Annotated in this window: 17 protein-coding genes; 16 read left to right on the forward strand and 1 reads right to left on the reverse strand. The window is 59.4% G+C overall.

Annotation, left to right across the window (positions count from 1 at the left end; translation table 11 throughout):
• Positions 1 to 131: 131 nt before the first annotated feature.
• On the reverse strand, positions 132 to 632 hold the full coding sequence (gene tpx / locus NL64_RS02920; RefSeq protein ID WP_034146655.1) for a thiol peroxidase: 501 nt from the start codon (positions 630 to 632) through the stop codon (positions 132 to 134).
• A 221-nt stretch (positions 633 to 853) separates the two neighbouring features.
• On the opposite strand from tpx, the gene NL64_RS02925 reads away from it, so the two are divergent.
• The 16 genes from NL64_RS02925 (at position 854) to NL64_RS02995 (ending at position 19327) form a co-directional block, all read left to right on the forward strand.
• Positions 854 to 1279, forward strand: coding sequence for a YciI family protein (locus NL64_RS02925; protein ID WP_034146656.1), 426 nt, complete (start codon positions 854 to 856; stop codon positions 1277 to 1279).
• Positions 1280 to 1547: 268 nt separating this feature from the next.
• Positions 1548 to 2624: an RHS repeat-associated core domain-containing protein gene (locus NL64_RS29305; protein ID WP_253277051.1), complete on the forward strand. Its 1077-nt coding sequence runs from the start codon at positions 1548 to 1550 to the stop codon at positions 2622 to 2624.
• A gap of 372 nt (positions 2625 to 2996) precedes the next feature.
• Positions 2997 to 3788, forward strand: a complete 792-nt coding sequence (locus tag NL64_RS02930; RefSeq protein ID WP_034146657.1) for a hypothetical protein — start codon at positions 2997 to 2999, stop codon at positions 3786 to 3788.
• A gap of 11 nt (positions 3789 to 3799) precedes the next feature.
• Positions 3800 to 4024, forward strand: a complete 225-nt coding sequence (locus NL64_RS02935; protein ID WP_034146658.1) for a hypothetical protein — start codon at positions 3800 to 3802, stop codon at positions 4022 to 4024.
• Positions 4025 to 4032: 8 nt separating this feature from the next.
• Positions 4033 to 5436 carry a DUF1254 domain-containing protein gene (locus NL64_RS02940; RefSeq protein ID WP_034146659.1) on the forward strand — a complete coding sequence of 468 codons (1404 nt, stop codon included), beginning with the start codon at positions 4033 to 4035 and terminating at the stop codon, positions 5434 to 5436.
• A 12-nt stretch (positions 5437 to 5448) separates the two neighbouring features.
• A complete protein-coding gene (locus tag NL64_RS02945; protein WP_034146660.1) occupies positions 5449 to 6396 on the forward strand; it encodes a SphA family protein in 948 nt (315 codons plus the stop codon).
• 14 nt (positions 6397 to 6410) lie between these two features.
• On the forward strand, positions 6411 to 7454 hold the full coding sequence (locus NL64_RS02950; protein WP_034146661.1) for a hypothetical protein: 1044 nt from the start codon (positions 6411 to 6413) through the stop codon (positions 7452 to 7454).
• A 14-nt stretch (positions 7455 to 7468) separates the two neighbouring features.
• Positions 7469 to 8449: an AAA family ATPase gene (locus NL64_RS02955; RefSeq protein ID WP_034146662.1), complete on the forward strand. Its 981-nt coding sequence runs from the start codon at positions 7469 to 7471 to the stop codon at positions 8447 to 8449.
• A complete protein-coding gene (locus NL64_RS02960) occupies positions 8446 to 9381 on the forward strand; it encodes a DUF58 domain-containing protein (protein ID WP_034146663.1) in 936 nt (311 codons plus the stop codon). The genes NL64_RS02955 and NL64_RS02960 overlap by 4 nt, the downstream gene beginning before the upstream one ends.
• Complete coding sequence (locus NL64_RS02965) at positions 9378 to 9962, forward strand: DUF4381 domain-containing protein (RefSeq protein ID WP_034146664.1); 585 nt, start codon at positions 9378 to 9380, stop codon at positions 9960 to 9962. The genes NL64_RS02960 and NL64_RS02965 overlap by 4 nt, the downstream gene beginning before the upstream one ends.
• Positions 9949 to 10941: a vWA domain-containing protein gene (locus NL64_RS02970; RefSeq protein ID WP_034146665.1), complete on the forward strand. Its 993-nt coding sequence runs from the start codon at positions 9949 to 9951 to the stop codon at positions 10939 to 10941. The genes NL64_RS02965 and NL64_RS02970 overlap by 14 nt, the downstream gene beginning before the upstream one ends.
• A 1-nt stretch (position 10942) precedes the next feature.
• Positions 10943 to 12523, forward strand: a complete 1581-nt coding sequence (locus tag NL64_RS02975; RefSeq protein ID WP_034146666.1) for a VWA domain-containing protein — start codon at positions 10943 to 10945, stop codon at positions 12521 to 12523.
• Positions 12520 to 13947: a BatD family protein gene (locus NL64_RS02980; protein ID WP_034146667.1), complete on the forward strand. Its 1428-nt coding sequence runs from the start codon at positions 12520 to 12522 to the stop codon at positions 13945 to 13947. Before NL64_RS02975 ends, NL64_RS02980 begins: the two co-directional genes overlap by 4 nt.
• Positions 13944 to 14969: an HAD family hydrolase gene (locus NL64_RS02985; RefSeq protein WP_034146668.1), complete on the forward strand. Its 1026-nt coding sequence runs from the start codon at positions 13944 to 13946 to the stop codon at positions 14967 to 14969. The genes NL64_RS02980 and NL64_RS02985 overlap by 4 nt, the downstream gene beginning before the upstream one ends.
• A gap of 75 nt (positions 14970 to 15044) precedes the next feature.
• A complete protein-coding gene (locus NL64_RS02990) occupies positions 15045 to 16634 on the forward strand; it encodes an arylsulfatase (RefSeq protein WP_034146669.1) in 1590 nt (529 codons plus the stop codon).
• Between the two features lie 179 nt (positions 16635 to 16813).
• Complete coding sequence (locus NL64_RS02995; RefSeq protein ID WP_034146670.1) at positions 16814 to 19327, forward strand: fused MFS/spermidine synthase; 2514 nt, start codon at positions 16814 to 16816, stop codon at positions 19325 to 19327.
• The last annotated feature ends 91 nt before the right edge of the window (positions 19328 to 19418 follow it).

The following is a 19418-nucleotide window of genomic DNA, read 5'->3' on the forward strand; positions in this document are numbered from 1 at the left end:
GGGTCTTAAGCAAAGCGCCTTTACCGGCAATTTACCTTCGGCTTACGTAACAGGAGATTTGTCCAAGACACTGAAACACAAATGAAAACGGCCTGGGGAGGACCAGGCCGTTAACAATTGTAAAACTAGACTTACTTCAGTACAGCAAGGGCCGCTTCATAGTTCGGCTCTTGACCGATTTCGCTGACCAGCTCGCTGTGCAGCACGTTGTCGTTCTCGTCCAGAACCACGACGGCACGGGCAGTCAGGCCTTTGAGCGGGCCGTCAGCGATAGCCACGCCGTAGTTTTCGATGAACTCGGCACCGCGCAGGGTCGACAGGTTTTGTACGTTTTCCAGGCCTTCGGCGCCGCAGAAACGGGCTTGGGCGAACGGCAGGTCAGCGGAGATGCACAGCACCACGGTGTTGGCGACATCGTTGGCCTGGGCGTTGAACTTGCGCACGGAAGTGGCGCAGGTCGGGGTGTCGACGCTTGGGAAGATGTTCAGCACTTTGCGCTTGCCGGCGAAGTTTGCCAGGGTCACGTCGGACAGATTGCCGGCAACCAGGGAAAAGGCTGGCGCCTTGGAACCGGCTTGAGGCAGCTGGCCGTTGACTTGAACCGGGTTGCCTTTAAGAGTGACTTGAGCCATGAACGGAGTCCTTCTGAACGTTGGTGGTGGAGAATTTTGACGAGGCCGAAGTTAACCACGAAATTGTCCGACGACCTACTCTGGATACAAATTGTGATAACCCGCCAGACAACGACTTCCCCGTAGGATCTGGCGATTGGTTTTTTTGTGAACAGCTGTCGATTCGGGCGTCCGCCATTCGACCAGGAAGCGAATCCTTCAAATCCAGTGGAGACAAAACCATGCGATTCATGATCATCATCAAAGCCAGCCAGGACTCCGAAGCCGGCATTATGCCCAGCACCGAACTGCTGACCGCCATGGGCAACTACAACGAAGAACTGGCCAAGGCCGGCATTCTCCTCGCGGGCGAAGGCCTGCACCCCAGCAGCAAAGGCGCCCGCGTGCGTTTCTCCGGCGACAAACGCACGGTGATCGACGGCCCTTTCGCCGAAACCAAGGAACTGATCGCCGGTTATTGGCTGTGGCAAGTGAAGTCCAGAGAAGAAGCCGTCGAGTGGGTCAAGCGTTGCCCCAACCCGATGCCGGGCACTGAGGCCGAGATCGAGATTCGCCAGGTGTTCGAACTGGAGGACTTCGGCGCAGAGCTGACGCCAGAACTGCGCGAGCAAGAAGAACGTGCATTCGGCCAAGGGAAGAAGTGCTGACTGACAACTCAAAACATCTGTGGCGAGGGAGCTTGCTCCCGCTCGACTGCGCAGCAGTCGCCAATCAAGTAATCGCGGTGTCCCTGATACTCAGCGGTGACAGGTATTGGGGGCCGCTTCGCAGCCCAGCGGGAGCAAGCTCCCTCGCCACAAAAAACAACGAAACAGGGACGTCCGCGAGATACTCACTATCAGTTCTGCTAGTAGACAGCCCAATCGCTGAGGATGAATCTAGAGCCCTGCCCTTGTGGATATGGGAGTGTTTTCAATGCGCGAAGTCATGCTCTGTCGCTATTCATATGATCCGCTTGACCGGCTCGTCGGGACATTACCGCTCAGTGACGCCGAATCCCAACGCTTTTACTGCAAGAACCTGCTCGCGACTGAGATTCAGGACTTTTTGACGTACTCGATTTTTCAACACGAAGTTCAGCCCCTTGCCCAGCTACAGGGTAATGAAAAAACGGTGAAAACCAGCTTGTTGGCCACCGATTTGCAGCGCTCGGTGATAAACGCCCTCAATTTGGATGACCACCACCCAATATCTTATTCCCCATACGGACATCGCCTTTCCGACAGCGGCCTGCTCAGCCTTTTTGGGTTTAACGGCGAACGACAAGATCCAGTGACTGGCGGGTATTGTTTAGGTAATGGCTATCGGATGTTCAACCCGACGTTAATGCGATTTAACAGCCCGGATAGTTGGAGTCCTTTTGGGAATGGAGGTATCAACTCCTATGCGTATTGTATAGGGGACCCAGTTAACCAAAGCGATCCGCTGGGACATAGTCCCGCCGCCATACTTAGATTTAAAATAGCTTCATTCAATAAATTACATAAAGATTTAAGTCGCGCTTTTTCAAGGGCATCACGCGCAACGAGCAATAAAGCAAATCTTAAACAACACCAGGCAATTCAAGGACTCAATGTTATCAACGACGGCCGCCAACCCTCCGTCACCTTGACCAGAATGTCCCCTGCGAGCATATCCGACGCACAGAGCAAGCTGAAATATAAAGCAGCAGGGCAATTCAAAGAAAATCATGAAGCGTATACGAAGGCGCAAACACAATATCAATTCAAAAATGGAATCCCCACTTCAAATCAGACAGCGCCATATGACCTGACGCCTTTTACAACTACCTTAAATCATTTAAGAGATCAGAGAACCTATCAACAATTTTTTGATTCAAAATTAACACCTGAACAAATTTCACAAAAAATACGAGATACAAAATTGGCACGCGATCAGTTTCTGACCAATCTTCGGGGAAGCAACACGCCGCAAAGTCACTTCGCGCCCAGTTCAAAACGTAATGCACAGAATAATCTCAGTGATCGTTAGTGATCGCTTTAGCCGCCCTCTTACCAACGCCCCAAAGAGTTCTTCAGAGCTACCGCGTCGTCATTATTAGCAGGCAAACCTATCCATGCCGCGGTTCTTGCAGAGGTGAAGTTTGAACGCGAAACGCTTCAAACAACGCCATTGCGTCGACCTTCGCCCACAACCCCCTGATTCGCATTAACTTTTTAGTACACAAAAATAATGAGAGTTTGCACACAAACCCAAAGAATTTCATTCCCTCGATTGGCTAAACGGTGGTTAACTGCTAGCGTCAACAAGACGTGTCCTACAGCCTTGATAGCAAAGAGACTACGTCGTAACGGCCATCAAGTGCCGGGTTGTCCATGTGAGCCACCAAGGAACCGGGGAATCATGTTGAACAAAATGGGGATGCACGCCTTTCTTCTGGCGACTTTGCTTGCGCCTCATTTTTGCGCCCAGGCGGAGAACGCCGAAACCGCGAACAAGAGCAACAACCCCCTGAACTTTGCGCCGGGAATGAGCGCTCAGGATTACTACACCCCGAAGTACTACGACTCCAATATCCATACCAATGACCTGATGATCCGCGGAACGCTGCCGGTTGCGCCCAATGACTTCATTGGTGTGCCGCAATTGCTTCGCGCCACGGCGCCGATCAGCACTCACCCCGATCCGAACAGCGGCTACAGCACCGGCGAAGGTGATCTGAACCTGTTCGATATTTTTCTGGTGAAGACCGAAGGCGTGCAGTTGGGCATTGGCCCGATGATCACCGCGCCCACGGCCGACCAGGACGAACTCGGCACCGGCAAATGGCAAGGCGGTCTGGCCGCCATTGCTATCGACTCTTCACCTCGCGGCCTGCTGGGTGCGCTGGTTCAGTATCAGAGTTCGTTCGCCGGCGACCACGACCGGCCCAACGTCGAAAGCGCAACCCTGCAGCCCTTCATCATCCATAACCTGGAAAAAGGCTGGTACCTGCGCTCCACCGGCATCTGGACATTCGACCTGAAGAACGACAGCCACTACATCCCACTCGGTTTGGGTGGCGGCAAAGTGTGGAAGGACGGGGCTAATATCCTCAACGCCTTCATCGAACCGCAGTGGACCGTCGAGAAAAAAGGCGACGGCATGCCGCAATTCACGCTGTTCGTCGGCCTCAACGCCACCTTCGGTAAATAAGGATTTTGTCTATGCACGGTGCCATTCGCGCGGCCGGGTTCAGCCTGATGACGATGTTCGTCAGTTGCGGGGTCGGTGCTCAGGAGCTGGACACCCGGATCGGCAAGATCGCCATGGAAAGTGAGCTGCCGGCCCATGAGTCCATCGCCAAGCCGTATGCCCCGACCGAACCGTTTCGACAAGCGCTGGAAACTCGACGACATCACAGTCCTGGAATGACGCCGAGTGTTCACTAAGGAAGTTTATGAGTAACCGCATTCTGTTGACCGGCCTGGTGCTCACCTTGAGCAGCAACGCATGGGCCGATTTCACCGCCACCCCGGAAGAAGCCCGGGGCATCGCAAAGGAAGCTTACCTGTACGGTTTTCCGGTCGTGGAGATGTACAAGACGCTCTACACCCAGGCCGTGGACAAGAAGAGCCCGAACTTCAAGGCGCCGTTCAACCAGATCGGCAACACCGCCAAAGCCTTTACTGCAAGGGACACCGCGTTTGTCACGCCGAATGCGGACACGCCCTACTCCTTCGTCTGGATGGATTTGCGCGCCGAACCGGTGGTGCTGACCTTGCCGCCGATCGAAGAGCATCGCTATTACTCGGTGCAGTTGATCGACGCCTACACGCAGAACTTCGCGTACCTCGGCACCCGTAGTACCGGCAACAACGGCGGCCATTTCATGATCGCCGGCCCCAATTGGCAAGGTCAGCAACCGCTGAACATCGACCGCTTGTTGCGTAGCGAAAGCAACATCGCCTATGCCCTTTATCGCACGCAATTGTTCGATGACAAGGACCTGGCCAAGGTCAAGCAGATACAGAAAGGCTACAAGGTCGAAATCCTCAGCCACTACGACAAACATAAGGCCCCGCCGGCCGCACCGAAGGTCGCATGGCCGAAACCCACGCCGACCATGAGCGAAACCCCGGACCTGTTTCGCTACCTGAATTTCATGCTGTCGTTCGCCCCGACCCAGGACGTGGAAAAGGACCTGCTGGGGCGTTTCGCCAAAATCGGCATCGAAGCCGGCCAACCGTTCGACGTCAGCAAACTCACCGCCGAACAACGCAAGGCCCTGGAAGACGGCATCAGCGATGCCAAGGCAGAATTTTCCGAGTTCAAAAAGACCAGGGTCGACGCCCACGAAGTCACCAGCGGTGATCTGTTCGGCACCCGCGATCACCTCAAGGGCAATTACCTGTATCGCTACGCCGGCGCCAACATGGGGATCTTCGGCAATTCCGCGGAAGAGGCGAATTACATCGGCTACTTCGTCGACAAGGATGGTCAGCCGGTCGATGCCTCGAAGCACGATTACACCCTGCATTTCGACAAGGGCGCCCTGCCCCCGGCCGACGCGTTCTGGTCCCTGACCTTGTACGACGGCAAAAACAAACTGCTGGTGGCCAACCCGCTCAATCGCTACCTGATCAACTCGCGGATGCTGCCCGACCTCAAGCTCGATAACGACGGCGGCTTGACCCTCTACGTGCAAAACAAAGCCCCGGCCAAAGAGCTGCAAAGTAACTGGCTACCCGCGCCGAACGGTCCGTTCTATGGCGTGCTGCGCCTGTACCTGCCAAAACCGGAAGTCACCAACGGCCAATGGAAAATGCCATTGCTGACGCCGGTAAACCAACAAAATCAGTAAGCGGAGCGAGTCATGATCAAGCCTTTTGTAGTGCGCCCGTTGTTGGCGCTGTGCCTGGTCGGCGGTAGCCCGCTCGTGCTGGCAGTCGAGGGCGGCGTTGGCCGGCCAATCACCGGGCAACAAGTGTTTTCCAATGCCGGGATCGTGCCGCCGGAACCGGGCTGGGTCATGTCCCTGACCAGCATCTGGTACGACGGTGATCTGAAGGGCAATTCCCAGATACCGATCGGCGGTGCAGTGAGTACCGACCTGGACATGAAGGTTTCCTACACCATGGCCGACTTCACCCATGTCTGGGACACCGGCAAGGGACGCTGGAACTATGCCTCGGCCATCGGCGTGCCGGTGCAGTACACCGACGTCACCGCGAGCATCACCGGCCCCCGTGGCCGCACCCTGGGCACCGAGGACAAGGCCACTCAGTTCGCCGACATGCTGGTGACGCCGATCGCCGCCGGTTATCACTTCGACGAGGTCAACCACATCTCGTTCTCGCTGCCGATCTACGTGCCCACCGGTGCCTACAACGTCAATCGACTCGCCAACGCCGGGCAGAACACTTACACCTTCATGCCCACCGTGGCCTTCACTCATCTCGACGGCAAGGGCGGTGAGTTCACGCTGGAGGGTGGGCTTGAGTTCTACACCGAGAACGATGAGACGGATTACCAGAACGGCGACCTCTTCACCCTTGATGCATTGTGGACCCACGGTTTCGGTAACGGCTGGGCGGCCGGTCTGGCAGCGGGTTACATCCAGCAGATCAATGACGATTCCGGGTCGGGCGCCTCGAGCGGCTTTCGCGGGCGTTCGGTCGGCGCCGGCCCGGTGATTGGCTGGAGCGGCAAATTCGCCGATGCCCAGGCCAACTTCAGTCTGCGTTGGGTGCCGGAATTCGACACCAAGAACCGGCCAGAAGGCAACGGTATCGCCGCCAACATGACTTTGGCGTTTTTCTGAGGAGGTAGCCAGGGATGGCCATCAGTACCCGTTTAATCTTTTGCAGCACGCTATTGAGCAGTCTGGCCTGCGCCAGCGGCGAATTGCCGGCGCTGGGCGGCACCCCGAATACACCCGTTGCCAAAGGCGACCCGGAAACCTGTCACCGCCTGCAACAGGATTTCGACATCAACCTCAAGGAAGTGGTCAAGGCCGGTTGCGATCCGTCCACCGAGCAAATCTCCAAACTGATGGATAACCCGGTGGGCAATCTGGTGATGCTGGTCAACCAGTTCGACTACACCGCGCTCAAAGGCCCGAACAGCAATGGCACGCGCATGCTGGGCAAATACAGCTTCATGCCGACCTTCCCGATTTCCCTCGGTGAAGACTGGAACCTGATCAACCGCCTGCCCATCAGCTACGTCAGCGCCCCGGTCAACCGCAAGGCCGGCAACCTGATCGGCATGGGCCCCAGTGACATCTTGAGCGACCGAAGTGACTTTGCCTCGGTGGTGCAAGACCCGTTCGACCGCACCAGCGGCTTCGGCGACCTGACTTACGTCGGCGTGTTCTCACCCAAGGAACCCATTCGCTTCGCCGGGGGCGGCAAGATGGTCTGGGGCTTCGGTCCGACCGCGATGTTCCCCACCGCTGAAGAAGACGTGCTCGGCACCGGCAAATATTCCCTCGGCCCGGCATTCGTCGCCGCGTACCTCGGCGAAGACTGGACCCTCGGCCTGTTTCCGCAGCACTGGTGGTCGGTGGGCGGCGACAGCGATCGCAAGGACGTGAGCCTGACCAACATTCAGTACTTCATCCAGCGCAGCATCCCCGGCCCCGAACAATGGCGGATCGGCATGACCCCCAACGTCACGGTCAACTGGAAGGCTGAAGGTGGAAACAAAGTCACCTTCCCAATCGGCCTTGGCGCCGGGCGGATCTTCAACTTCGGCAAGCTGCCGGTGCGGATTTCCGGGGAGATCCAGTACTCGGCGATTCACCCGGATGACCTGATCAGCAGCCGCTGGAATTTCCGTCTGTCATTCATTCCGGTCATTCCGACCTTCATGTTTTGAGCGAGGAACAGCCTATGACCGCACTCAACGACCTCAACGCCCTGCAAGCCAGCATCGCCGAAGCGGTGCTCGGCCAGGACCAGGTGATCCGGCAGATTATCGTCGGCCTGCTGGCCAACGGGCATTTACTGCTGGAAAGCCTGCCGGGGCTGGCCAAGACCCGCACGGTCAAGGCGCTGGCCAAGCACCTGGACGCGAAGATGAGTCGCATCCAGTTCACCCCGGATCTATTGCCGTCCGACATTACCGGCGCCGAAGTGCTGCACCAGGTCGAAGGCAAAAACGAGATTCGCTTCCAGCCGGGGCCGCTGTTCGGCAACCTGATCCTGGCCGACGAAATCAACCGCGCGCCGGCCAAGGTCCAGGCCGCTCTGCTCGAAGCCATGGAAGAACGGCAGATCACCGTGGCCGGCAACAGCCATGCGCTGCCGGAGCTGTTCATCGTCGTTGCAACCCAGAACCCGATCGAGCAGGAAGGCACCTACCCGCTGCCGGAAGCGCAGATGGACCGGTTCCTGATGAAAGTGCTGCTGGATTACCCGAGCGCGGAAAACGAGAGCCAGGTGCTGCGCCTGTTGCGCGAGGAAGAACAGGCCCTCAGTGCCAAAACCGCTGCGGTGCAAGGCTTCGAGCTGTCTCAGGACGTGATCTTCGCCGCGCGCCGGGAAGTCAGTGCGGTGCACGTATCCCCCGCCATTGACCGCTACCTGATCGACATCATCAATGCCACCCGTCACCCGGCCGATTACGACGCCGACCTCGGACGCTGGATCAACATCGGCGCCAGCCCGCGCGGCGGCATCGGCCTGGACCGCTGCGCCCGCGCCGATGCCTGGTTACAGGGCCAGGATTTTGTATCCCCGGACAACGTGCGCGCCGTGGTGCACCCGGTGCTGCGCCATCGCCTGCAACTGAGCTATGACGCAGTGGCCGACGGCGTGACGGCCGATCAGGTGCTTGACCGCTTGCTCGATAAGGTTGCGATCCCTGCATGAATGTCGACGGCCTGGTCTATGTCTCTCTGGCGCAATTAATGGCCCTGGAGTTCAAGGCCCGTGACCTGAGTTTTGCTGCCCGCCAACCGCAAGGCAGCATCCTCGCCGGCAACCATGCGTCGCGCTTGCGTGGCCGTGGTTTGAACTTCGATGAATTGCGCCGCTATCAACCGGGGGACGACTTGCGCCACCTCGATTGGCGTGCGTCGTTGCGCACTGGTAAGCCGGTGGTGCGTACCTTTACCGAAGAGCGTGACCGCCCGGCGTTGATCCTCGTAGACCAGCGCATGTCGATGTTTTTCGGCTCGCAACGCAGCTTCAAATCCGCCATCGCCGCCGAACTCGGTGCGCTGGCGGCTTGGATGGTGTTCAACGCGGGAGATCGGGTCGGCGGGCTGGTGTTCAACGACCAGCGCATCGACAGCATCGCCCCGCTGCGCAGCCGCAAACGGATCGAAGCGTTGTGCAGCCGCATCGCCCAGCAGAACCAGGAACTGAATGCCGCCAACCCGGACGCCGAGGGCGAAGACCAGCTCGACAAGGTCTTGCAGCATTGCCTGGCGGTGGCCGGGCACGATCATTTGATCTGCATCGTCAGCGACTTTGCCGGCGCCGGCGAACGCACCTTGCAGCTGATGCGGCAATTGGCGGCGCACAACGATGTGATCGCCATGCAGGTCTACGACCCGTTGGCGCTGAACCTGCCGAAGAACGGCCGCCTGCTGATCACTCAGGGCCAATTGCAGGTTGAACTGGCGGTGGAGCGGCGTCAGGTGCACCAGCCATTGGGCGATTTTCTCACCGGCCGGCTCAAGGACGTGGCCACGTTGCTGCGACGCAGTCAGGTGCCGTTGATGATGTTCAGCACCGCCATCGAAGCGCACGAACAACTGCGCGCCGAATTGGGCAAGCGAGCGGGAGCACGGCGATGAACCCGAATGTTCCGAGCATCGAGCAACTGAAGGAAATCGCCCTGCCCGCGCCAGTCAGTTACGCGCCGCAAACCTGGGGCTGGTGGGTCCTGCTAGTGGTGTTTGTCGCAACGGTTTTGCTGCTGAGCGCACGCCGCTATTTGCAATGGCGACGAGATCGTTATCGGCGTGAAGCGCTGGTGCGGTTGGCGCAGTTGCAAAAGCGCAGTGATGATTTGAATGCGTTGCGTGAACTGCCGGAGCTCCTCAAGCGCGTAGCCATCTCGATGCCCACCCGTCGGAATTCATCCCCTGTGGGAGCTGGCTTGCCAGCGATGGCATCCGCGAGGACAACGCACACTTCACAGACCCCATCGCTGGCAAGCCAGCTCCTACAGGGTCCCGCGGCGTTAGGGAATGAGGATTGGCAGGCCTTTTTGCAGCGGCACAGTCAACAGCCGCTACCAGCAGATTTCAGCCAGCAACTTGCACAACTCGCCTACGCACCCGATGCAGTGCTGCGCGACATGCCCAACGAGCAGCGTCAGCAACTGTTCAACACCTGCAAGACCTGGGTGGAGCGTCATCATGTGGCAGCTTGATTACCCCTGGCTGTTACTGCTGCTGCCCTTGCCGTGGTTCGGTTATCGCTACTTGCCCGATTACCGTGAAGCGCGCAGCGCGGTGCGTGTGCCGTTTTTCGGGGCCATGAGCCGCGCGGTCGGCCAGGCGCCGAGTCAGGCCGGTACCCGCACCAACCGCTGGCAATTGCTGCTCAACCTGTTGCTGTGGGCACTGTTGCTGCTGGCGGCGGCGCGGCCGGTGTACGTGGAGAAACCCATCGAACGCCAGCAACCGGTGCGCGACCTGATGCTCGCCGTCGACATTTCCCAGTCCATGGAAACCACCGATTTCACCGATGCCAACGGCGAGAAGATCAATCGTCTGGCGGCGGTCAAGGAAGTCGTGCACGGCTTTATCGACAAGCGTAAAGAAGATCGCCTCGGCCTGATCGTGTTCGGCAGCGGCGCGTATCCGCAAGCGCCGCTGACCCTCGATCACGCCAGTTTGTCGCTGTTGCTGGACGACACCGGTATCGGCATGGCCGGCCCCAATACCGCGATTGGCGATGCCATCGGCTTGAGCCTGAAGTTGCTCGACCAAGCCCACGAACAGGAAAAAGTCGTGATCCTGCTCACCGACGGCAACGACACCAGCAGCGCCATCACCCCGGACCACGCAGCAGAAATGGCCGCGGCCAAAGGCGTGGTGATCCACACCATCGGCATTGGTGACCCGGATGCTTCCGGCGAAGCCAAGGTCAACTTGCAGGGCTTGCAGCAGATCGCCACGGCGACGGGTGGCAAGTTCTTCCGTGCTGAAGACCGCAACGCGCTGGATCAGGTCTACAGCACCCTCGACCAACTCACCCCGCATCAAGTGAAAACCCTCAGCCATCAACCGAAACGCGATCTGTTCTGGTGGCCGCTCGGGGCGGCGATCACCCTGCTCGCGCTCTATCACCTGATCGCCATGCTGCGGCCACGTCTGTCCATCGCACGTCAGCGGCAGGAGGCCTGAAATGGACATCAACCTCAGCGATTTCCATTTCCTGCGGCCACTCTGGCTATTGCTGCTGCCCTTCGCCGCGCTGTTGCCGTTGCTGTGGCGCCGTAGCCGCGACTTACAACGGCGTTTGCGTGGCAACATCGCCGAGCACTTGTTGCCGCACTTGCTGATCACCCCGCAAGACCAGCAATGGTTGCGACCGGTGCACCTGGTTTGTGCGCTGCTGATGCTCGGCGCCATTGCCGCTGCGGGTCCGACCTGGGAACAGGATCGCCCGGACTTTCTGGAAAACCGTGCGCCGCTAATCATCGCCATTGACCTGTCGCCGTCGATGGACGCCAACGACGTGCAACCGACGCGTCTTGAAGCGGCGAAACACAAGCTGCATGACCTGATCCAGCGTCGCGCCGGTGCGCGCAATGCGCTGATCGCCTATGCCGGCAGCGCGCATCTGGTGTTGCCGCCGACTGATGACCCGGCCTTGCTCGACACCTTCATTCAGGCGCTGGGCACTGACCTTATCGGTAAACCGGGGAAAAACGTCGGGGCCGTCATCGATGAGGCCAAACGCCTGCTGGGGGCGGAAAAAACCCCAGGCACCTTGTTGCTGATCACTGACGGCGCCGACACTTCGGCACTGGCCGACCTGGACAAACAACTCGCCGATAGCGCGCTGCAAGTGCTGATTCTTGCAGTCGGCAGCGAGGACGGCGGGATCATCCACGACGCCAACGGCCAACCACGCACCGACAGCAATGGTCACCCGGCTCTGGGCAGTTTTGATCAGACCGCGCTCAAGCAACTCGCCTCCGCCACGGATGCACCGCTGGGCAGCCTGACGCTCAATGACGACGATCTCGACTGGATCGACCTGCACGCCCAGCAGCACTTCCAGAGCGCCAGCGACGAACAGCGCGAATTGCACTGGAAGGATGCCGGTTACTGGTTGTGCTGGCCGCTCTTGTTGCTCGCGTTCTTCAGCGTGCGCAAGGGCTGGAGCGTGAACTGGATGGCCGGATTGTTGTTGGCAGTGGGCATTGGACTGCAGCCGACTCCGGCACAGGCCAACGCGCTGACCGATGCGTTTTTCACCCCGGATCAGCAGGGCCGCTGGGCCTTCGAGCACGAGCATTTCCCGCAGGCCGCCGCGCATTTCGTCGACCCGTACTGGAAAGGCATCGCCGCCTACAACGCCGCCGATTTCGACCTGGCCCTGGCCAGCTTCGCGCGCCTGCAAACACCGCAGGCGTATTTCTACCTGGGTAACATTTACGTGCGCCGCTTCAAGTTTGACGAGGCCATCGCGGCCTACACCCAGGCGCTGAAATTACAACCGCAATTTCCTGAAGCCACGGCCAACCTGGCCTTGGCAATCGCCTTGCAGAAAGACACCGAAGACGCGGAGAAAAACACCCCTGAGGTCAAGCCCGACGAAATCAAAATGGACAAGGCGCCGGGCAAGGGCCAGAGCAAACCGATGCAAACCGAACAGGCGGCTTCGGACGCACAGTGGTTGCAGAACCTGACGACATCGCCGGCGAAGTTCTTGAAACAGAAGTTCAGTTTGCAGGATCAGGCGGGAGTGAAGCCATGATCAGTCAGAAAGACCGTGTCGCCTCGATCGCTGGCAAGCCAGCTCCCACAGTTGACCGGTGTGCAATGCAAATCACTTGTGGGAGCTGGCTTGCCAGCGATGGCGTCAGACCAATCACCACAATATTCAGTGCCTTGCTCCTGTGTTTCATCAATACCGGCGCCCTCGCCGCCGAACCCGAACTACGCGTCCAGGCCAGCCTGCAACCCGCCGACACCGCCATGGTCGGCAGCCTCGTCGAATTGCGCCTGGATGTGCTCACCGACACCTGGTTCACCAGCGCTCCCACCCTGCCCGACCTCAAACTTCCCGGCGCATTGGTGATGCCATCGGATGGCCACGCCGAGCACCTGAACCAGACGCTCGATGGCAAATCCTTCAATGGCATGCGCTACAGCTACTTGATCACCCCAAACGTGGCACAGGGTTTCGACATTCCTCCGCTGACGGTTCAGGTCACACCGGGCCAGGCCAGCGCTGGGCTCAGTGCACAAAGCCAACCGCTGCACTTCACGGCGACGCAACCACCGGGGTTCCAGGCCGGAGAACCGGTGCTGGTCGCTCAAGGGCTGCGGTTCAGTCAGAAAGTCCTTAATTCGTCCACGCCGCTGAAAGTCGGCGACAGCCTCACCCGGCAACTGACGCTACAAGCCGACGGTGCCCTCGCGATGTCACTGCCGACCCCGTCACTGGGCGATGTCGGTGGCCTCAGTCGATACCCGAAAGCCGCGCAAATCACCACGCTCGACGACGGGCGCGGCAACTTCACAGGCGGCCAGCGTATCGACAGCGTGACCTATCGCATCGACAGCGAAGGCCATCACACCCTGCCGGCCATCGAACTGAAATGGTGGGACGCCAGCAGCCAGCAGACCCGCACTGCCCAAGTCCCGGCGGTGAACTTCGACGCCGCCACCAACCGTGCTTACAAACCGGTGTTCTCGATCACCGAAGACTTGAAAAGCCTCGGCCAGACCCATCGCCTGCACCTCTCCGGTTTTGCCTTTGGTTGGTTGGCGCTGCTGTCGGGCGTTGCGTTGCTCGGCTGGTTTGCCCGTCCGTATGTCCATAGGGCATACCTCGCCTGGAAGGCCCGGCGCGAGGCTCGGCACAGCGCCTGGCTGGCGTCTGCCGATTACGCCTGGCAGCAAATCCCGTCGCAGCTTGACGGCAAACCGCCGCAATTGAGCACCCTGTACCTGTGGACGCGGCGCAGCCGCAAGGGCTTGAAGCTCACCGGTATCGGCCCGCGCCTGCAAGCATTTCTGCGGGCGTGCTATGGCCGTGAGCCGTCGAAAGATCAGGCGCTGCACCAACTCAAGGAATCCTTGACTACGCTGCACAGTCAGGCCGAACACAACAAAGAATCAGTCGCTCCCGCACTGCGACCACTCAACCCCGTTCACGAGAAGGAATTCCCATGACGAACCCGATAGCGCACCGCCAATTCAACGGATTGAAACTGCTGTTAGCTCTGGCCCTGAGCCTGCCGTTGTTGGCTCAGGCTGCCGAACCGCTGCCGTCCTGGAACGACGGCCCATCGAAAAAGAACATCATCGAATTCGTGCAAGCGGTGACCGATCAAAGCAGCAAGGACTTCGTCAAACCCGAGGACCGCATTGCCGTTTTCGACAACGACGGCACCTTGTGGAGCGAGCAGCCGATGTACTTCGAGTTGCTTTTTGCCCTCGAAGAAGTCAAACGCACCGCGCCACAACACCCGGAGTGGAAAACCACCCAGCCGTTCCAGGCGGTGCTGGAAAATGACCACAAGGCACTCGCCGCCAGCGGCCTCGACGGCCTGATGAAAATCTTCGGGGCGACCCATACCGGCATGACCACCGAGGCCTTCGACGACTACGCCAAGACCTGGCTGACCCAGGCCCGCCACCCGAAAACCGGCAAGCCGTACACCGAAATGATCTTCCAGCCGATGCTGGAAATGCTCGACTACCTGCGCAGCCAGAACTTCAAGACCTACATCGTTTCCGGTGGCGACACCGCGTTCATGCGCGCATTCGCCGAAAAGGTCTACGGCATTCCGCCCGAGCAAGTGATCGGCACCACATTTGTCACCACTTTTGACTACAAGGATGGCAAGGCGTCGATCCTGCGCACGCCGAAACTGGCGCACAACGACGATGGCCCAGGCAAACCGGTCAGCATCGACGCAGTGATCGGCCGTCGACCGATTCTCGCCTTCGGCAACTCCGACGGTGACCTGCAAATGCTGCAGTGGACCGCGGCCGGGCCGGGCAAACGATTCATGGGGCTGGTGCACCACACCGACGCCAAACGCGAATGGGCTTATGACCGCCAGTCGCAGATTGGCCGTCTGGACAAGGCGCTGGATGAAGCAAACAAACGTGGCTGGACCGTAGTAGACATGGCCGCCGAATGGCGCCGGATCTATCCATTTGACGCCGCCACAACCGGGCAACAGTAAAAGCAAAAGACGTCATGCAGGACCGCAATAAAAGTTTGTCGCACAGAGCGACGTAAGTGAAAAGGAGCCAGTCAGATGACTCGCATCAGTAAATGGTTACCGAAATTGGCCCTGGTGGCGACCTCGGTAATGGCGATTTCGGCAACTGCCGTAGCCGCTGAAAAACCCAACATTCTCGTCATTTTTGGCGATGACATCGGCCAGACCAACATCAGTGCCTATTCCATGGGCGTGGTGGGCTACAAGACTCCGAACATCGACCGGATTGCCAAGGAAGGCATGATGTTCACCGACTATTACGCGGAGAACAGCTGCACCGCCGGACGTTCGTCCTTCATTACAGGCCAGACGCCGCTGCGTACCGGTTTGTCGAAAGTGGGCATCCCGGGTGCACCGGTAGGACTGCAAAAACGTGACATCACCATCGCCCAGGCACTCAAGTCGCAGGGTTATGCAACCGGCCAATTCGGCAAAAACCACTTGGGCGACAAGGATGAATACCTGCCGACCAACCACGGTTTCGACGAGTTTTTCGGCAACCTGTATCACCTCAACGCCGAAGAAGAACCTGAACGCCCTTACTGGCCTAAGGATGATGCCGAGTTCGTCAAGGCCAATACTCCGCGTGGCGTGATCCACAGTTTCGCCGACGGCAAGATCGAAGACACCGGCGCGCTGACCACCAAGCGCATGGAAACCATCGACGACGAAACCACGGCTGCCGCCCAGGCGTTCATCGAGAAACAGGCCAAGGCGGACAAGCCGTTCTTCGTCTGGATGAACACCACGCGCATGCACGTATTCACCCACGTACGCGAATCGATGAAAGGCCAGAGCGGCATGCCCGGCAACGAGTATGCGGACGGCATGCTCGAGCATGACGGTGACGTCGGCAAACTGCTGAAAACCCTCGATGACCTGAAAATCACCGACAACACCATCGTCGTCTACACCACCGACAACGGCCCGAACCAGTTCTCCTGGCCGGACGCGGCGACCACACCGTTCCGTAACGAGAAGAACTCCAACTGGGAAGGCGCTTATCGCGTACCGGCCATTATTCGTTGGCCGGGCAAGATCAAGGCCGGTGAAGTGTCCAACGAGATGTTCTCGGGCATGGACTGGTTCCCGACGCTGCTCGCAGCGGCTGGCGACGCCGATGTGAAGGACAAGCTGCTCAAAGGCTGGGCACCGACCTCCGGTGGCACTAATTTCAAAGTGCATCTCGACGGCTTTAACCAGCTGCCTTACCTGACCGGCCAGCAACCAAAAGGCGAGCGCAAGGAGTTCTACTATTTCAATGACGACGGCGTACTGGTATCGATGCGCTTCGATAACTGGAAAGTAGTGTTTTGCGAACAACGCGAACCAGGTGGCTTTAAAGTCTGGAGTGAACCGTTTGTATGCCTGCGGGTGCCAAAAATCCTCAACCTGCGGATGGACCCGTATGAACGCGCCGACGTAGTTTCCGATCAGTATTACGATTGGCAAACCAAGAACGTTTATCTGGCAGCTCAAGCGGTACAAAAGTCTGCCGGGTTCCTGCAAACGTTCATCGAATATCCGCCGAGCCAAAAACCGGCCAGCTTCAGCATCGACCAGATCCGCGCTGCGGTAGATGCCAAAATCGCTGAAAAAATGAAAGCTGCACCGGCTGCACAGTAAGACCGCTCGACCACCGCTCGCCTTCAACGGCGAGCGGACTTATTTAAAGAATGTGAACACGATCCCTGTAGGAGCTGCCGCAGGCTGCGATCTTTTAAAAGCAAGATCAAAAGATCGCAGCCTGCGGCAGCTCCTACAGGGGATGTGTTCGATTCAAAATTTGTATAAGGCAATCCGCAATGTCCTCACGTGTCGCCAGCAAGTCGTCGGCCATACCTGCCCCGCAAGTCGCCTCCCCGGCGATATTGATCCCCGCCCTTTTGTTGTTCGTCTCCGGTGCCGCGGCGCTGGTGTACCAGGTGTTGTGGATCAAGCAGCTGTCGCTGGTGGTGGGTGTCGAGGTGTACGCCATCACCACCGGGATCAGCGCGTTTTTTGCCGGTTTGGCCTTGGGTGGCTTGCTGTTCGGGCGTTGGGCGGATCGCTTGCAGCAACCGGTTCTGCTGTATGCGGGGCTGGAAGTGTTGGTGGCCGTGCTGGGCGTCGGTGCGACGTTCGCCATGAGCCTCGCGGCCAGTCCGTTTGCCTGGCTGGAGCAGCACATCGGACTGCTGGCCTGGGTGTTGCCGTTTGCGTTGGTGGGCATTCCGGCGCTGTTGATGGGCGGCACCCTGCCGGTGTTGGTGCGGTCGCTTGCCACTGAGCCGCAGCAACTGGGCAAGGCTGGCGGACACCTGTACGCCGCCAACACCGCTGGCGCCATCGCCGGCACCCTGCTCGCCGCATTCGTGCTGATTGCCACCCTCGGCGTGCGCGGCAGTGCCCTGGCCGCGGCGATGCTGAATCTGCTGGCCGCTGCGGGAGCCTTGTGGTTCCAGCGCCATCGGTCGCTGCCCGTGGAAGCACCGGTCAAACACCACGCCGACAAAGCGCCGGATCGCCTGGCCCTATGGCTGTATTCGATTGCCGGTGGAGTCGCCCTCGGATACGAAGTGGTCTGGTCGCAGTCCATCGTGCAGTTCATGAGCACCCGTACTTACGCCTTTGCCGTGGTATTGGCGACCTACCTCACCGGGCTGTTTCTCGGCAGCGCCCTGCTCGCCCGCCGGGTAGATCGCCTGCGCGATCCCTGGGGCGTGTTTGGCCTGCTGATCGCCGGTGCCGGTTTGATCGCGCTGCTGGAAATCGCCTTGCTCGGACGATGGCTGGTGCTCGCCCAAAGCGTGGTCGAAGCCTGGGTGTTGTCATTGGGTGCCAGCGAATTGCTGGGCATGAGTGCACGCTTTGCGGTGGCGGCCTTGAGTATCGTGTTCGTGCCGACCGTGTTGCTCGGCGCGGCGTTTCCTGTGGCGCTGCGCTTGAGCGTCGGTCGCGACCATGTCGGGCGCAATGTCGGTGAGGTGGTGGCGTTCAATACCCTCGGCGGGATCGTCGGGGTGATGCTCTGCGGCTTTGTGCTGATTCCGTTGCTGGGCCTGGTTCGAACCCTTGGACTGCTGGCGATTATCGCCGCCGCGATTGGCTATTTCGCCGTTCGCAAGGGTCATGGGGTAAAGAAAGGTCGACGTCAGGGCGTGATCCCGGTCGGCCTGATCTCGGTAGTACTGGCGCTGCTGACCCCCGTGGACAAATTGGCCAGCCTACTGCCGGGCGCGCGTAACGGCACCTTGGCGTTTTACGAGGAAGGACGCGGCGGCACCGTCGCCGTGGTCACTCAGGGCAAGGGCCAGAAGGCTTTTCAGCGTTTGTATATCCAAGGCGTTTCCAACACCGGCGACGCCATGCCATCCCTGCGCTACATGCGCATTCAGGCGCTGTTGCCGCTGCTGATTCACAACGGTGAGCCGCGTTCGGCGCTGGTGATCGGTTTCGGCACCGGCATTACTGCCGGTGCGCTGACACAATTCCCCGGCCTCGAACATCGGGTTGTCGCCGAACTTTTGCCCTCAGTGGTCAAAGCCGCGCCGCTGTTCAAGGGCAACTTCAACGCGGCAGCCAATCCCGCCGTCGACGTGCGCCTGCGCGACGGTCGCCAGGAACTGCTGCGCAACCCGCAGCGCTACGACCTGATCACCCTCGAACCGCCACCGCCCTCCGCTGCCGGCGTGGTGAACCTGTATTCCCGCGACTTCTACCAACTGGCCGCCAGTCGTCTGCAGAAACAGGGCCTGGTCGCCCAGTGGTTGCCGCTGCCGACGCAGAACATCGACGACTCGCGCTCGCTGGTGCGCAGCTTCCTCGATGTCTTCCCCTACGCAACGCTGTGGACCAGCGAGTTCCACGAGATGCTACTGGTGGGCTCGCTGGAGCCAATTGAGCTGGATGCCGCGAAAATCAGCCAACGCTTCCAGCAGGACAGCGTACGCAGTACCTTGCAGGATGTTGGTATCGGCTCGGCCGCTGCGCTGCTGGCGACCTGGGTGACCGATCGCGAGGGACTGGAGCGCTTCGCTACTGACGCGCCACCGGTGACGGACGATCAGCCACGAATCGAATACGCGCCGTGGGTACGTTCCAAGGAAATCAGCCGCGTTTTGCCGGCGCTGCTGGACCTGCATCAACCACCGGTACTGGTGAATGCAGATCTAGGGTTTACCGAGCGGATGAGCATCCATCAACAACGCCTGATGCAGTTCTACCGGGCGAGCTTGCATGCCTATGACGGCGATCGCGATGCCTGGAGCCGGGATATTCGCGAGGTGATGCGCGGGGATGGCGGGAATCCGTATTACCGCTGGTTTGTCGGGGAATGATGGATCGCTATCGCTGGCAAGCCAGCTCCCACAGTTTTTGTGCGCACCCGAGAACCCTGTGGGAGCTGGCTTGCCAGCGATGGGGCCATCA

It is taken from the genome of Pseudomonas fluorescens (assembly GCF_000802965.1).
GTDB lineage: Bacteria > Pseudomonadota > Gammaproteobacteria > Pseudomonadales > Pseudomonadaceae > Aquipseudomonas > Aquipseudomonas fluorescens_A.